We start from the raw sequence: 14,776 nt of genomic DNA, 5'->3' as shown, positions 1-14,776 counted from the left end.
TGCAAATTATGGTTTTCGGGTCTATACCTAGGTATAGGTTTTTAACAAAATTTTTGCTGTGATATACATATAAGTTTAGGCACCATATTTATATTATGCTGAATATAATGAAAAAAAGTTTCCACTCGATAACAGACAATATAAATAAACATTATAATAATTCAGATATTTTACGATGGTTTTCAGCAATTATAATTTCAGCAATTATTTTTTTAATCACATCAATACCATCACATGATGCATTTGGCGTTCTTTATGTCATAGTCATTATAATTTTATCGCATAAATGCAATATATTTACATTAAGGGTTATTGCAACATTATGTATATTTTTAGAGTTTTGTGGTTTCTTTATCGTTCACAATGAAACTTTATTCAATAATAATTATTCAAGATTAATACTTGGTATTATATCGATAATTACAGTAACAACGATTACTGAAAATAATAAAAAAGCAAGAGAATCTCTTGATAAACAATCCAGAATGTTAGCTCATGCCGATCGTATTAAAGCTATCGGTCAAATAGGAATCACCATAGCACATGAAGTTAACCAGCCTCTGTCTGCAATTTCAACCTTTGCTCAATCAGGAATATCCTGGATAAATCGACCGTCTCCCGACATAAAAGAACTATTATATTGCTTAAAAAAAATTGATTCCAATACACAGCGTGCTGCAAAAATTATTAAAAATATCCGTGAGTTAACACGAGAAAATTATATTTTACGAGAAGAACTTATTAATTTAAAAAACATTATAAACGATTCCATTTTTATTATTGAACCTTATTATTCATTAAGTAATATTGAAATTATAAGGAATTATAATTCAAAAAATGTTTTTATTAATGGGAATAAAATTGAAATTCAGCAGCTTATAATAAATATATTATTAAAATCCATTGAATCCATAAAAAAATCACAGGATAATTCAGGTTTAATACATATTATATTAAAAAATTCACCTGAAAAAATAAATAATATTGAAATAAAAATACAGGATAATGGTAATGGATTCAAAAACTCTGATATACAATCATGCTTTGAACCATTTTATACAACTAAAAATACGGGTATGGGTATAGGGCTTTCAATTTGCCAGACAATTGCCGAAGCTCATAACGGGACTATAAAAGCTGAAAATCTCTCTCCTTCAGGAGCAGAAATTACCATTTCTTTTCCTGCTGCACAGAACATATCAAGTTAATAACGATGGAATATTCTCCACATATTATTATTGTAGATGATGATGAAGAGATCAGAGATTCATTAGATAGTTTTTTTCGTTCTAAAAATTTTATAGTTCATTTATTTTCTGATCCGGAAGAATTTTTATTATTTAAACTACCAGATGAACCAGTATGCTTGCTTCTTGATATCAAATTAGGACAGAAAAATGGATTAGACTTGCAGGACACAATAAATGAGGCTGGTCTGCATATCCCTGTCATCATTATGAGTGGTCACGGAACCATACCTTTATCAGTAAGAGGGATAAAAGCCGGGGCCATTGATTTTTTTACAAAGCCTTTTTCACATAACACATTACTTAAATCGGTACATGAGGCTCTTGATTTATGGAAGTCTCAGAATAAAAATATTGAATTACAAAAACGAATAAAAAATAAATATTCATCACTCTCAGAAAGAGAAAAAGAAGTGATGATTTTAGCAACTTCGGGGCTTATGAATAAACAAATTGCTGATCGTCTTAACCTGAGCCTCATATCTATAAAAACACATCGTGCACATGCAATGAAAAAAATGGGAGCACGATCTTTTGCTGATTTAGTTCATTATGCTGACATTCTTGAAATAAGAGACCCTTTAATAAAGCGTTATAATAGTTAATCGAGAAATCATTTTCTGCCACACTCTGCAGAGCTATGATACTTACAGGAAATATCGCTGATATAAAAACCAGAAAACTAGCACTACAGTTGCATTTTATGTCGTGAGTGAGCGCGGATAGCGCTGGCCTGATGTGTTCGTCGAAAGACGGACCACCTGAGGATGTGGGCGACGGGCAGTCTGCGCTGAGAGAGTTTTACGACGAGACGCCTGATTTCCTGAATAGACCAGCGGACCAGGACTGTCGTGTCCGGTGCAGTGTTTTTTTCGGTTTCAGTGAGTTTGCCTGGTAACGAACACTGGCCATGACAGCATAGGCGAGCATGACCAGAGAGACGTGCCGATGCCAGCCATGCCAGGAGCGGGTTTCGTTATGATCAAGACCGAATGCGTTTTTGGCCGTCTCGAAACATTCTTCGACCCTCCAGCGCGTGCCTTCAACGTTCACGAGTTTCTGAATGGTTGTCCCCTTTGGGCACCAGGTCGTAAAATAGACAAGGTCTCCATCGACGATGTTTCGACGGATCAGCAGGCCACGTGTCCATAATCCGGCTAGAGAGCAGTCAAATTCTTCAGTATCCAGGTCAGCAAGCGGAAGATACGCCCAGTCATACAGCCGCTCACCTTTTGTGCCGTGTCCCGCAGACAGACGGTGCCAGTCCTGCTCTGGCAGATCCGTAGCAATATCTTTGGCTTCTCCTGCAATCAGCGGGTTTGTCGCCCATGACCCGAACCAGTGATTGCCTCTGACGCCAAGGACATATCCAATCCCTGCCTGGCGAAGCGTGCGTTCTACATCGCCAATACCATACACGCTGTCTGCAGCAACCCAGCGGAAGGGCACGCCGGCCTCAATATTCCGCTCAATCATCATCGAGGCTAACGCCGGTTTGGTTGCAAACACCACGTCATCGGGAACGTGGGCCTGCTTCAGGCGCTCACGGCTCGACGTCCAGTCTTTTGGAAGATACAGGGCACGGTCGACAAAGGCATGGCCTCGCGCCGAGACATAGGTGGCAAATACACCAATCTGGCAGTTCGTGATCTTGCCGGCAGAACCCGTATACTGCCGCCCCACACCGCAGGACGCCTCACCTTTCTTCAGAAAACCGGTCTCATCAATGACCAGCACGCCCTCTTCAGTGCCCAGATGCTCGATCACATAATCCCTGACGACATCACGCAGAGCATCGGCATCCCAGTGCCCGCGCCCCAGAAGCGCCTGCTGCCGCCATGGACCAGGATCTCCTGCGGTTTCTGCGTAAACAGCGGCACCATCCGCTCTTTTACTGATCGAAGTCCGGATGCCCACAATTCCAGCGTCTCTTCAACAGACGCACCACAACTCATCATATCCTGCATCATGGTTACCCATAAATTCAGAACTCAACACAAAATGCAACTGTAGTGCTAGTGATGCGGATTATACCTGCTGTCACGTCGATCTGTTTCTCATAATCCTTCACCAGCCTGCGCCAGCGGATCATTCAGCCGAAGTCAATTCCAAAACAGAGCATCCCCTCAGATATTATGCAGGTAAATAATAAACTAATTTGGCACCTGAAATATAGTAACAATCAGGTTTTTATTGATAAAGCACCACATCCATCACGTATTATCAGATGCACTGCTAAAAATAATAAAACAGAATTTTCTTATTGTTCCGACATTTTTTTATAAAAATCTATGGTTTAAGGTTAGTTACGACCGCTCCTATGTTGCAGAGTGGAAGAAAATAGAAGAAACTGTAAAAAATAATTTCGATATATACATGAGATAGCTATAAAATTATGAAAACGCTTTTAGCCTTTCTTTTTTTCATCGCAGCACATGTTTTAAGCACAGATATTTCTCCGGCTGTGGCTGAGCAGAATACGCCATTAGAAGAAACCCAGCTTAACCCTGATAATATCGTTCATTTTATACTCAGAAATACAGACTTTAAAGAACCAGACCGCCAGATGGCTATTCCTGCTGCTCTGTTTATGGATGGCATTATGCCGCAAGAAGGCGGCGTGGATGACGGTATTCTTCTAAAAGTGCACTGGCCTGACTTCTCTGGTCATGTTGCTGACCTGGCAAAAAATTACGTTAGAATTTTAGTGCAGACTAAAAACCCAGATTTTAGTGCAGAGCTGGTTATGAAAAACTTTCTACAGGATGATCTTGCTATCCCTGACACTCCATTTAATCTGATACAACCACAGCCTGTCCTAGGTCAGGTCATCCCCTCAGATATTATGCAGGTAAATAATAAACTAATTTGGCACCTGAAACATAGTAACAGTCAGGTCTATATTGATAAAGCACCATATCCATCACGCATTATCAGATGCACCGCAAAAAATAATAAAACAGAGTTTTCTTCTTGTTCTGATACATTTTTTTATAAAAATCTATGGTTTAAGGTCAGCTATAGTCGCTTTTATGTTGCAGAGTGACGTAAAATATAAGAAACTGTAAAGAATAAATTCGATATATACATGAGATAAATATGAGCATACAAAACAAAAATATTTTTAATTCTCTGGAAACATATCACAACTGTAAAAACAGAAACGAATATTACCGATTCCTGCTCAAAGCAGGGGATCCTTATGGCAAACTTGCCCTTGGCGTTGTTGAACAGTCTCTTTTTTCAGGCCGTGTTGCCCATCGCTTTGCCGAATGTATCGCCCGACAAACAGGTGTTATCATCAATAACAAATTATGGTTAAAAATAAGCGAAGAGCTTATGGCTGCTGCTTTTGATGCCAGAAAAACCCAGTACCGTGCGAAAAGAGAGCTATGCTTTCTAAAATGGATTACTATCAGAGATTACCATGCTGAGGTCTTCCAAGCTAACAATATTCCGGCTAAAGCCTGGACAGCCTATATCCCGCTTAATCTGGTTGGTCATGCTCAGGCTCCCTTGCTCTGGCGAGCCATGCTTGAGAAAGATATTATCTCATCCAGCCTCAGAACGGTTATGGACGTTCTGACACCACTGAGCCAGAAAGCCGGTGTAACGCAACAAACGATTCCTTTGCTTTTATTATACCCTGCTCTGACCCCACCATGGGTTATCTATAACTGGAAAAACTCAGATATAGAGCGGTGCAGGCAAGCACTTGATGCTATGGCCTGCCAGAAAAATCTTTCAGACCGGGAGCAGGATGCCATGCTCTGGCTCGATGCGATCCTGACCAGTGCAGGCCCGATGGCGACGTTCGATACCGTTACCACAACAGCAAATACAAACTGGCGCGGGCTGCAAAACACACTACGACACCGCCTGCTTGCACAATAAACCAGCCTGAAATAACCAGAGACCTGCTGACAATCCGGCCAAAATCTTTATAACTCCGGTCATACCTCTTATATCATCCTTTTTGTGACCGGAGATTATCTGTCATGCGGCTGCTGAAGCCCCTCGTTTTTTCCTTTACTCTTCTGGCCTGCTCAGGCCTGTCAGCACATGCCGCGCCCTCTTCAGATGCGACTGTGCGCTATCCGGCTATTTCTGACCAGCCGGTTGCGACAGCTGTTGAAGTCCCTGGTGGTTCAAGCCTTGTATATCTGAGCAGCACCGGCGCACCGGTACAGGATAAAACCGCCCCGCCCCGCAGCATCGCTGCCTATGGTGACACACAAACTCAGACAACCGGTGCAATCAAACAGCTTGAAGCTATGCTGCAAAAGCTGCATCTGTCTCTTGGCGATGTTGTACGCCTGCAGATTTATGTTGTTGCCAGCCCGACCACTCAGCAGCACGATTTTGACAGTGTTATGACTGCCTACTCACAATTTTTTGGCACAGCAAAGCAGCCCAATCTGCCTGTACAGTCAATTCTTGGCGTGCAGCAGCTGGCAAACCCTGGTCAGCTGGTCGAAATTGAAGCGACTGCCGTACGCCCGACACCTAAAAGCACAGCTGCAAAAACACATTAATTTTTCAGCCCGAAGCATACCCGGAACCAGCAGGCAAACAGCTTACTGGTCTCCGGGGTCCGGGTCATAAAAAAACTCTTCAGGGCTTTCAGGTATTGGTTTTCTTATAAGATAAAACCCAAAGAACACCAGAAAAGCTCCTGTAAGCACAGGCAGCCAGCGTAGTGTTGTCACCAGGATAGAATCATAGGCTGAGCCATCAATCACCAGGAACCAGCCGCTGACACATAAAATCGTAAAACCGCCTACAAGGCAGGCGGCTATCCAGTACAGGCGAATGGTGTACTCTCTCATACGAACCCATCCTTCAGTATTATTGACTGAAGGCCCTTGCTAATATGTTCTGATTATCAACAGAAACAGGAAGTGATGAGTTCGTCAATGCCACACCCTTCCAGCCTGCGCCAAGTGCAGTGTACAGGTTAACGGCATCACGCAGGCGCTCAAGTTTAGCAAGTGCCTCCATGTTCTGCGCCTTAAGGGTGGTCCGCTCTGTAGTCAGCACCTCAAGAAAACCAACAAGCCCGGCACCATAAAGTTTACGTGCCCGCTCACTGGCAAGAGAGCTGTCTTCAGCAGCTTTATGCAGCTGCTCAGCATATTCAATATCATCATGCCAGGCAGCCATCGCATCCTCAACCTCTTTAAAAGCATTGAGCACTGACTGGCGATAAGTCAGTCGGGCGGCCTCTGCATTAGCCTGAGCCGCTCTGACCTCGGCCGTCAGTTTACCTCCGTGCATAAGCGGCATACTGGCCATAAGCAGAAAGCTCCAGCTCATGCTATTCACCTGAAACAGCTGATACATTGCTGATGCATTAGGGTTAAATGTCAGTGGTATGACAAAATGCGGGTAAAGACTGGCCACGGCAACACCGATCTGGGCTGTCGCAACAGCATATTTCCGCTCAGCCATACGAATATCAGGACGATTAGCCATAACAATGGAGGGCATCGTTGCAGGAAACGCAGGAACAACCGGCAGCGCACGGGGCACTTTCAGCTGGTCCTCAAGCTCACCGGGCATTTTACCCAAAAGCACAGCAATCGCATGCGTTACCTGCGAGACACGGGTTTTCAGCGGTTCACGTGCGGCTATCTGCGCATCAAGCTCAGCCTGTGCCTGTGCTGTCTGCAACGTATTACCGACACCTTCGAGATAGAGCTTCTCGGCAAGTGACAATGCATCCTGGGCGACACGAATATTTTTGGTCGCAATTCCTATCTGCAGCTGAGTAACACGCAGCAGCATATAGTCTGAGGCCAGCTCTGACAGCAATGCCATAAGCAGGGCACGGCGCCCTTCGATTGTGGCCTCAACCTCACGTTCATGGGCCTCAACATCCCGGCGAATACGACCAAAAACATCAAGCTCCCACGAGGCTGATGCGCCGTAGGTCATGATAGACGCACCCGGACGGTTAGACGGGTTGCCCGGACGAATTGGCCAGTTATCAATGTTGATAGAATACCGCACATCACCTGCACCCATATTCGCATCAACCTGTGGGTACCATTGTGAGGCTGAGCGGTCACGCACTGCGCGCTCTGCCATAATGTGCGTTCCCGCAATCTGCAGATCGTAGTTACCGGCTATAGCCTGCTTTACAAGATCCGTCAGAACGGGGTCGTTAAACAACGACCACCACTCTGTCATCTCTTTATTCGTGCGCTCTATCTCAGCCGGGGTCGCCGGGTGCTCCTCCGCCACCTCTTTAAAAGCGGCGGGCACTTTCATACCATCACGCTGGTAGTTTGGCCCGACAGTGCATGCTGAAAACAGCAGTGTCGTGGCCATCAGCACACAGGAGAAACTACGCATCTTCATCGCCCTGTTTCCCGCTGTGCTCAGAGGTGGTCCTGCAACCAGGTGGTCAGCCTGCCGCGTGGCCCCCTGGGTTCAGGCCCGACACTGACTGTTGCCGTCATACCCGCAGCCAGCATCACGCTGTCAGGAACATGATCAATATGAATACGCACAGGAATACGCTGTGCCAGACGCACCCAGGTGAATATCGGGTTAACATCCTGCAGGCCCAGCTTATCAGCCACACCATTTGTATCGTTAATACCACGGGCGATACTGACAACATGCCCCTGCAGAATAGGTTTATAACCCATCAGCTTAACGCGGGCCTGGTCACCAACATGAACGCCCCACATCTTTGTTTCTTCAAAATAGCCATAAACCCAGTAAGAATCCGCATCAATAACGGCCATACGAGGCTGACCGGCTGCCACGTAATCACCCACACGCAGGTTAAGGTTGGTTACATAACCATTAACCGGAGAGTAAATCACAGAGCGTTGCAAATTCAGCCGGGCAAGGTCGAGAGCAGCACGGGCCGCATCAACTGCCGCAATCTGTGTCGCAACGTTAGAGTTAAAAACTTCCTGCTCTTCCTGCGAAACAATACCGCCCAGGCCCATACGCCGGCGCGCATCGTTACGTTTCAGCTTTAAGTCTTCAAGGGCGCCATCAAGTCTGGCCTGCGCCTCACGGATAGCAAGACGAAACCGCACCGGATCAAGCACGATCAGCGGGTCACCCTTATGCACGAACTGGTTATCAACCACCGGCACCTGTACAACCGTGCCGGGAATCTCAGGGGCGATATCAACAACATAGACCCGCACCCGTCCATCTCGCGTCCAGGGCGCAATCATGTAAACTTTCCAGAGTGTTACACCAAGCACGATGGCCATTGCGAGAACAGCCAGGGTCAGGATAACGCGAATCAACGTGCGCAAAAGTGGCATTGCAGGAGCTCAGCACCCTAAAAAAGAGGTCAGACGTAAAGAACCAGTAAACACAGAATACAAACGTAAAGAGAGACTTCGAATAAAGCGACATGCCAGAACCAGTTCTGAAGGCCCGTCCACCACAGGGCAGAACGCACAACCATCGTCAGTGGCAGGGCAGCGAGCGCATAAACAGCCAGCGGCGCTATAAAAACACCAAATAAATTAAATTCTGTCAGCATGCCCCATCTGCCTCACTCATGACACACATCGTCCGCAGCATCGCCTCTGCGGCAGCCCTGACATCCACATGCATGACCTGCCTGAAACAGGGAAAAGCAGTCAGGAAAGAGTAAACTTTTATCAGAAGGAATCTCATATGCCCGTCAGCACCTTTTTCCACCAGTATAAATTCTATACCGGCAAGAAAAACAAGTAAGCCTTACACTGTACTGACAAGCAAAAGAAAATTGCACGCTAAAAGCCCTCCCCTGACAAATGAAGGCACACTGATGCATGCACTGTCAGGTAACCGGACTATAAATTTCAGAAAAAAAGCAGCACCGCCATTGCAAAATTAGCATAGAACCTATGGGCAAAGACGATGCTGCGGAAATAAAGATAAATTAAGTGCTATTTACGCCTTACGACGTCCCACACTTTGCGTGTGCCATGACGGCCCAGTGAGCCTGCAACTGTTGCAGCCACGGCTGCCATCGTCGCAGAATCGCGCATTTGTGTTACTGCCCGGTTACGCGCAATGCGCGCATTGACCTCAGCCGTTGTCAGGTAAGAGCGCCGGCCAAGTAACAGGAAGAACAGAGCGACAAGCAAATCGCACCCGAAAACAGCTCCGGCCGATGCGAACGGCCCCCAGTGAAACACACAAAGAAAAAACGCCCACAGGAGCCCATGCCCTGAGATGAGGGCAAAAAAACCAAACAATGCTGCAAGCACGAGAAAGGCAGCCTGACGGCCAAGACGAATGGCCATATGCTGCATAAGATCAGCCTGAGCCTGCAGAGCTGATCTGCCAAATTCAAAAATACGCATGGACCCCAACACTATCCTTCGTTCAGATCACGATAGTCCCTTAGCGCGACAGTCGCCCGAGAATAAAGCCCACAACGCCTGAGATGGCAATTGTCAGCAAAGGCGAACGTCCGCGCGCCGGCACAGAAAAATCGGTCTGGACATGATTGGCTACTTCAGAGGCCTTGGCAACCGCCTGATCTTTCAAAACTTCCGCTTTCACACCTGCATTGCTCAGCGCAGGGATAAGGTGGTGACTGACAAGACGCTCAAGATGCAAACGCACAGCGTCAAATTCATCACGGGCTGAATCTGCAGCATTCTCAGCATTTTCCTGAACCGCAGCTTTTACTTCTTTAATTTTTTCAGCAGACATTTCACTTAATCCCGTTCTGTTTTTATAAGACGACGACACCCTCTCTTTGAAACATACCAACCAGGATACCGTCTCATGCGCAACACGCATGGTGCTTTCTCGATAGCACTCTCAGGCTTCCAAACTCAACACAAAGCAGCGAGTCTGACGCTGAGCGTGCCGCAGGGTACATGCATGGCGCTTTTGGGCATCGGTCAGGAAACCAGCTATTTCGACACGTTAACACAAACGCTTGCAGGGCATATTCCCTCACTGGGGGGCACACTGACTGTCAGCGCTGAGGACGTAACACAGGCGCCCCCGGGCAAGCGGCGCCTTGGCACACTCAGCCACAATACTCCCCTGTTCTCTCACCTGAAAGTGAGGGAAAATATAGCCCTTCCCCTTAAAGCCGACCTCTCTCTCAGCCCGTCAGAAATACAGCACCGGACAACGCAGGCAATCGCCCTGCTTGGCCTCGACGCGGTGCAGGATCAGTCGCCCTCAGCTCTGATGGCTGAGCTGACTTTCAGGGTCTGCCTCGCACGGCTGCTCGTTCTGAACCCCGGGGCCATTGTGCTTAACAACCCTTTTATGCACATGGATCAGGCCACAGCTATGCGGCTGCTCAGCCTCCTTGAAAAACTTCAGCGTGCCATCGGGCTGAGTATTCTGCTATTGACGCAAAGCCGTACTGAAGCCGTTATGGCAGCTGATACTATTGGAATCATTAAAGATGGCACCTTGCTACAGACCGGCACGGCTGAAACATTGCTGTCGCGCCCGGCGCATGAGAACGTCCTCACAGCACTGGGCGACGCCAATACACTCACAGGGAAAGTGCTGAGCATTGAAGATGATTATGCGATACTGCGCCTGCCATCGGGAGAAACCGTTGAAGCCATGAGCGCACCTGACCTTGCGGCAGATGACCTGGCAACCATCTGCATTCTGCCAGAACGACTATCGGTTATATTTCCGCGTACAGCCGGTGCCCCGGCCGAGGAGCCTGACCTGCTGGTCAGCACCCTGGTGTCGGCACGCCACACAGGCAACGCTATTCATATGCGCTTTCGCCTTCGTGACGGAACAGAAATAACAGTCTGCCGCCCTCCGGTGCATCAGCCGCGGGAGTTACAGGCTGGCCGCGAGGCCTTCCTCGCATGGCAAACTTCCTCTGCCACTGCCTTCCCGATGGACCAGAGGCCTCTCAGCAGCTAAACTACCACCTTCAGGCTACAACCCTTTTTATATCAGGTCACCTTTCTTTTGCCTTGCCCCCCCCTTCATTTCTGCCTTCGCACAGCTATGGCACTCTGCCAGAATGGCACTGCCCTGCTGGCATTACCCCGCAGAAGCGCAATCTTTCTGACAGCCTGGGCTATGCTGCCCGGCACAACAGATGCTCAGGCCCGCACTGCACCAGCTCATACGCAGACTCGCAAAGTGACCAGGCCTGTTCTGCGCGTTCTGACCTTTGACGGCGCCATCAAAGCAGCTCAGGAAAAAGCTCTTTTTGAGCCTTATGCAAAAAAAGAAAACCTGAATATTGTGGCATCGGCATGGAATGGCAGCCTGGAGGAACTGGCAGGACAGGAAAACAAAACACCTGATCGCTGGTCGGCTGTGATGATGGAAACCAGCTCACTGCGCCTCGGCTGTTCTCTTAACCTTCTGGTGCGTGACCCGGCTGATAACTCGAGCAACAGCTGTGGCGAACCCATAACCAGCATTGATTTTGCTATGGCGTGGGAGATGTCTTATTTTGACTCTGCTCCTGACTGGACTGATTTCTGGGATGTTGCCCGTCACCCCGGGCAACGCAGCCTGCGCCGCGACCCGCGCACAACGCTTGAGATCGCGCTGCTGGCCGATGGCGTGCCCCCAGGCGGGCTCTATGCTGTTCTGAGCAGCCGCGCAGGGCTGGAGCGTGCTTTTCGCAAGCTCGACCAGATCCGCCCTTATATCGTCTGGTGGAACACCCCGGCCGAAGCAACAGATATTATGAAAACCAATGGCGCTCTGATGGGCATCGTCCCGGTGGCAAGCATGCTCAGCCTGCCACAGCAGGAACGTCAGCATTTTGGTATTTTCTGGCCTCAGCGCCTGTCTGTCACCTATGCCTGGGGCATACCGGCTACGCTTAAATCTGACACTACGGCACTCAACCTTGTTTCCTGGCTGGAACTGCCTGAGCAGCAAAGTGCATTTACCGCTGCATGGACAGCCGATGCCGGCTCGCTCCCCGATTTACACACGCCAGCGCCGGTGCATGTCAATGACACCTTCTGGACGGAGCATCTGGCGGACATCAGCATACGCTTTGAGCGCTGGGTAAACGGACAGAAACTCTGGGATAACTAAGATAAAATGCCAGCTTCTCTGTTTTTACTGATACACGGGCTCAGCACGGCTCTGACCGGCATGGTGCTGGCAACAGCAGTGGTTTATCTGGCGCTGATCACCGAGCAGGGGCAAAAACTCTTCATTCTGCTGCTTCTGGTCGTGGTCCCCTCGACGCTGGCCTCTCTTCTGCTGCCTTTTGCCCTGCCTTATTTACACATCAGGCTACTGGCTCTGTCTGCACTACAGGGTATCCTGACGGGGCCTCTTATCTGCCTGGCGCCTCTTTTGCGCCTGAAAAGCGTGCCCTCTTCATGGCACACAACGGCACAGGAACTGGGATTAACTAAATCCGGGCGGCTCAGACTTCTGTGGCTGCCCCTGCTCAGCCCGCCTTTACTGCTAAGCCTTATTACAGCAACATTGCTTGGTTTTCTTGGTGCAATGGCTCTTTTAAAAATATCTTCATCATGAAACATATATTTCTGCAGATACTCTGACATGACTGATTCTCCTCCCCCTTTCTGGGAAAGCAAAACCCTGGCAGAGATGAACTCTGATGAATGGGAATCTCTTTGTGATGGCTGCGGGCGATGCTGCCTGCATAAATTACGTGACGAAGAGACAAATAGTGTATATTATACGTCAGTTGCCTGCCGTCTTCTTGATGTAAAAACCTGTGCCTGCACAGATTATACTAAGAGACACCGCAAGGTACCAGACTGCATCACTCTGACACCAGAGATGATACCTACCCTCGACTGGTTACCTCCTGACTGCGCTTACCGCCGTCTCTCTGAGGGCAGATCTCTGCCCGAGTGGCATCCGTTGCGCAGTGGTAACCGGGATACCGTTATAGAATCTGGTGCGTCTGCTGCCGGGCGCTGCATCAGTGAACGTCGTGCCCGTGATCTTGAAGACTATCTGGTTGAATGGCCATCACAACCAGTAAAAATACCGCCTGTACTTATTCGACGTCTGAAGTCCTGTTAACTATTATATACTCATATTATTTATTTATGGTAAGATAATATATAGATTAGATAAAAATAAATCATAAAGAAAGAATATAAAGCTGTGCTGCACACTGATGACAATACTGTTGTTTTCGATCAGACAGAGGTGCCTGTAATATGGCGCAGCTCACAACGCACACGGCGTCTTTCAGCCCGTATCGACCCAAGGCAGCGTGCTCTGCTTGTCACTCACCCCCCCTCTTACCCCAGAACAAAAGCTCTTTTATTTCTTAAACAACAAAAAGACTGGATACTTGAGCACTTTGAAAAACTAAGTTATTTTCCGGTCTTATTAACACCAGGGCAGGTTATTACCTTATGTGATATGCCCTATACTATCATTCACGACCCTGAGGCACAGGGGGGGGCATGGCTTACTGACACCACTCTGGTTGTTACCGGTCAGCCTGAATTTACTGGCAGACGTATTACTGATTTTCTTAAAAATTATGCCCGTAAAGCTCTGACTCTCGAGCTTCAGGCGCTCAGCCACAGCCAGAACATGCAGCCCAGTCGCCTGGATATTCGCGATACAAAAAGCCGCTGGGGAAGCTGTAACAGCCAGGGACGTATCATGCTCTCATGGCGCCTGGTGCTTACACCTGCCATAGTACGCCATTATCTGATGGCCCATGAGCTTTCACACCTGAAACACATGAATCACAGCTCTGCATTCTGGCACCTGACGGACACACTAACCCCCCACAGGAAAGAAGCTGAAGCCTGGCTAAAGCACTATGGTGCAGCTCTGATGGCTGCAGGGTAATTTTTCTCTTGCTGTGCGGGCCAAACGTGCTAAAACCCTGACCACAGATTAATGCTACCTCTTAAGAGCGGTTAATGATTCGCTCTTAACTCTATGTGTGAGCTTGGCGGAATGGTAGACGCAGGAGACTTAAAATCTCCAGTCCGTAAGGGCGTGCGGGTTCAAGTCCCGCAGTTCGCACCACTAACCAATTGAAATATAACAGTAAAATGAGAATCTGACGGGTCTGCGGGATTTTCCCGTTTGTCTTCCCGGACCGGGAACTCATCATGCTTCGCCTTATCGGCTCTCACTACCACTTCCGCCGGGCTGTGCCCGTTGCCGTTCAGGCCCGACTGGGCCGAACCGAAATTTCTCTCTCGCTGCAAACTCAGAGTAAGCTGGTAGCCCGTGAACGGGCAGCAGCCCTTTACGCTCGCACCGGCGCACTTTTTGAGAAGGCAAAGACGATGGAAACCAGCCTGTCACGTGAGGAGCTCATTGCCATGCTGACCGAACAGGGCAAAATCATCAGAGAGCAGGAAGAACTCCTCACCCTTGCCGATAAAGCCTTCCGGGCTGAAAAACGCGCCCTGCAGGCTGATCACGCCATGACCCTGATGAATCAGGTGCAAAAGGAAGGGGCTTTCATCTCTTTTGCCACAGAGTCACTCAGGACACTGGAAACACGCCTGCAGAACATGATGCAGAAAGTCTTTACAGCCAGCGCCGTAAGCAAAAAAGAGAAGGACATGCTGCGC

Annotated in this window: 17 protein-coding genes, 1 tRNA gene and 1 pseudogene; 12 read left to right on the top strand and 7 right to left on the bottom strand. The window is 48.2% G+C overall.

Features of this window, described 5'->3' with window-relative positions; translation table 11 throughout:
* The first annotated feature begins 107 nt into the window (after positions 1-107).
* Positions 108-1,208, top strand: coding sequence for a sensor histidine kinase (locus GOB58_RS08875; RefSeq protein ID WP_173559951.1), 1,101 nt, complete (start codon positions 108-110; stop codon positions 1,206-1,208).
* 5 nt (positions 1,209-1,213) lie between these two features.
* Complete coding sequence (locus tag GOB58_RS08870; protein ID WP_173559950.1) at positions 1,214-1,852, top strand: response regulator transcription factor; 639 nt, start codon at positions 1,214-1,216, stop codon at positions 1,850-1,852.
* A 196-nt stretch (positions 1,853-2,048) separates the two neighbouring features.
* Here GOB58_RS08870 and GOB58_RS08865 read toward each other — a convergent pair.
* A pseudogene (locus GOB58_RS08865) lies at positions 2,049-3,217 on the bottom strand (IS701 family transposase).
* A gap of 596 nt (positions 3,218-3,813) precedes the next feature.
* Here GOB58_RS08865 and GOB58_RS08860 point away from each other — a divergent pair.
* The 3 genes from GOB58_RS08860 to GOB58_RS08850 all read left to right on the top strand — a co-directional run bounded on the left by GOB58_RS08860 (position 3,814) and on the right by GOB58_RS08850 (position 5,782).
* Positions 3,814-4,293, top strand: coding sequence for a hypothetical protein (locus GOB58_RS08860; RefSeq protein WP_173559949.1), 480 nt, complete (start codon positions 3,814-3,816; stop codon positions 4,291-4,293).
* A 53-nt stretch (positions 4,294-4,346) separates the two neighbouring features.
* A complete protein-coding gene (locus tag GOB58_RS08855) occupies positions 4,347-5,141 on the top strand; it encodes a hypothetical protein (protein WP_173559948.1) in 795 nt (264 codons plus the stop codon).
* Between the two features lie 104 nt (positions 5,142-5,245).
* Entirely contained in the window at positions 5,246-5,782 is a 537-nt protein-coding gene (locus GOB58_RS08850) for a Rid family hydrolase (RefSeq protein WP_086555405.1), read from the top strand.
* 42 nt (positions 5,783-5,824) lie between these two features.
* Here the strand turns inward: GOB58_RS08850 and GOB58_RS08845 are convergent, their stop codons facing one another.
* From GOB58_RS08845 to GOB58_RS08820, 6 genes are all read right to left on the bottom strand, one after another.
* Entirely contained in the window at positions 5,825-6,076 is a 252-nt protein-coding gene (locus GOB58_RS08845) for a hypothetical protein (RefSeq protein ID WP_173559947.1), read from the bottom strand.
* Between the two features lie 19 nt (positions 6,077-6,095).
* The gene (locus GOB58_RS08840; protein ID WP_086555407.1) at positions 6,096-7,610 is read right to left on the bottom strand and encodes an efflux transporter outer membrane subunit; all 1,515 of its coding nucleotides are present in this window, start codon (positions 7,608-7,610) and stop codon (positions 6,096-6,098) included.
* Positions 7,611-7,630: 20 nt separating this feature from the next.
* Complete coding sequence (locus GOB58_RS08835) at positions 7,631-8,542, bottom strand: biotin/lipoyl-binding protein (RefSeq protein ID WP_086555408.1); 912 nt, start codon at positions 8,540-8,542, stop codon at positions 7,631-7,633.
* Between the two features lie 29 nt (positions 8,543-8,571).
* A complete protein-coding gene (locus tag GOB58_RS08830) occupies positions 8,572-8,766 on the bottom strand; it encodes a DUF1656 domain-containing protein (protein WP_086555409.1) in 195 nt (64 codons plus the stop codon).
* Positions 8,767-9,157: 391 nt separating this feature from the next.
* A complete protein-coding gene (locus tag GOB58_RS08825) occupies positions 9,158-9,577 on the bottom strand; it encodes a hypothetical protein (protein WP_086555410.1) in 420 nt (139 codons plus the stop codon).
* Between the two features lie 40 nt (positions 9,578-9,617).
* Positions 9,618-9,932, bottom strand: a complete 315-nt coding sequence (locus tag GOB58_RS08820; RefSeq protein WP_086555411.1) for a hypothetical protein — start codon at positions 9,930-9,932, stop codon at positions 9,618-9,620.
* Positions 9,933-10,007: 75 nt separating this feature from the next.
* Here GOB58_RS08820 and GOB58_RS08815 point away from each other — a divergent pair, with 75 nt between their 5' ends.
* From GOB58_RS08815 to GOB58_RS13110, 7 genes are all read left to right on the top strand, one after another.
* Positions 10,008-11,132 (top strand): ATP-binding cassette domain-containing protein, encoded by a 1,125-nt coding sequence (locus tag GOB58_RS08815; protein ID WP_173559946.1) that lies wholly within the window; start codon positions 10,008-10,010, stop codon positions 11,130-11,132.
* A gap of 48 nt (positions 11,133-11,180) precedes the next feature.
* Positions 11,181-12,275 (top strand): extracellular solute-binding protein, encoded by a 1,095-nt coding sequence (locus GOB58_RS08810; RefSeq protein ID WP_143216398.1) that lies wholly within the window; start codon positions 11,181-11,183, stop codon positions 12,273-12,275.
* Positions 12,276-12,281: 6 nt separating this feature from the next.
* A complete protein-coding gene (locus GOB58_RS08805) occupies positions 12,282-12,728 on the top strand; it encodes a hypothetical protein (RefSeq protein WP_086555413.1) in 447 nt (148 codons plus the stop codon).
* Positions 12,729-12,755: 27 nt separating this feature from the next.
* Positions 12,756-13,247 (top strand): YcgN family cysteine cluster protein, encoded by a 492-nt coding sequence (locus GOB58_RS08800; protein ID WP_173559945.1) that lies wholly within the window; start codon positions 12,756-12,758, stop codon positions 13,245-13,247.
* A gap of 84 nt (positions 13,248-13,331) precedes the next feature.
* On the top strand, positions 13,332-14,036 hold the full coding sequence (locus GOB58_RS08795; protein ID WP_265792496.1) for a M48 family metallopeptidase: 705 nt from the start codon (positions 13,332-13,334) through the stop codon (positions 14,034-14,036).
* A 97-nt stretch (positions 14,037-14,133) separates the two neighbouring features.
* A tRNA-Leu gene (locus GOB58_RS08790) sits at positions 14,134-14,219 on the top strand.
* 86 nt (positions 14,220-14,305) lie between these two features.
* On the top strand, positions 14,306-14,776 hold a 471-nt coding region (locus GOB58_RS13110), incomplete at its 3' end, for a DUF6538 domain-containing protein (protein WP_338421275.1).

This window comes from Acetobacter thailandicus, assembly GCF_011516655.1.
GTDB classification, from domain to species: Bacteria; Pseudomonadota; Alphaproteobacteria; order Acetobacterales; family Acetobacteraceae; genus Acetobacter; species Acetobacter thailandicus.
Note: the sequence above shows the minus strand (reverse complement) of the source record. Positions and strands in the feature narration are given on the sequence as shown.

Coding starts and splice junctions, on each gene's coding strand:
- GOB58_RS08875 (WP_173559951.1), top strand. CDS start 108: ATGAAAAAAAGTTTCCACTCGATAACAGACAATATAAATAAACATTAT.
- GOB58_RS08870 (WP_173559950.1), top strand. CDS start 1,214: ATGGAATATTCTCCACATATTATTATTGTAGATGATGATGAAGAGATC.
- GOB58_RS08860 (WP_173559949.1), top strand. CDS start 3,814: ATGGCTATTCCTGCTGCTCTGTTTATGGATGGCATTATGCCGCAAGAA.
- GOB58_RS08855 (WP_173559948.1), top strand. CDS start 4,347: ATGAGCATACAAAACAAAAATATTTTTAATTCTCTGGAAACATATCAC.
- GOB58_RS08850 (WP_086555405.1), top strand. CDS start 5,246: ATGCGGCTGCTGAAGCCCCTCGTTTTTTCCTTTACTCTTCTGGCCTGC.
- GOB58_RS08845 (WP_173559947.1), bottom strand. CDS start 6,076: ATGAGAGAGTACACCATTCGCCTGTACTGGATAGCCGCCTGCCTTGTA.
- GOB58_RS08840 (WP_086555407.1), bottom strand. CDS start 7,610: ATGAAGATGCGTAGTTTCTCCTGTGTGCTGATGGCCACGACACTGCTG.
- GOB58_RS08835 (WP_086555408.1), bottom strand. CDS start 8,542: ATGCCACTTTTGCGCACGTTGATTCGCGTTATCCTGACCCTGGCTGTT.
- GOB58_RS08830 (WP_086555409.1), bottom strand. CDS start 8,766: ATGCTGACAGAATTTAATTTATTTGGTGTTTTTATAGCGCCGCTGGCT.
- GOB58_RS08825 (WP_086555410.1), bottom strand. CDS start 9,577: ATGCGTATTTTTGAATTTGGCAGATCAGCTCTGCAGGCTCAGGCTGAT.
- GOB58_RS08820 (WP_086555411.1), bottom strand. CDS start 9,932: ATGTCTGCTGAAAAAATTAAAGAAGTAAAAGCTGCGGTTCAGGAAAAT.
- GOB58_RS08815 (WP_173559946.1), top strand. CDS start 10,008: ATGCGCAACACGCATGGTGCTTTCTCGATAGCACTCTCAGGCTTCCAA.
- GOB58_RS08805 (WP_086555413.1), top strand. CDS start 12,282: ATGCCAGCTTCTCTGTTTTTACTGATACACGGGCTCAGCACGGCTCTG.
- GOB58_RS08800 (WP_173559945.1), top strand. CDS start 12,756: ATGACTGATTCTCCTCCCCCTTTCTGGGAAAGCAAAACCCTGGCAGAG.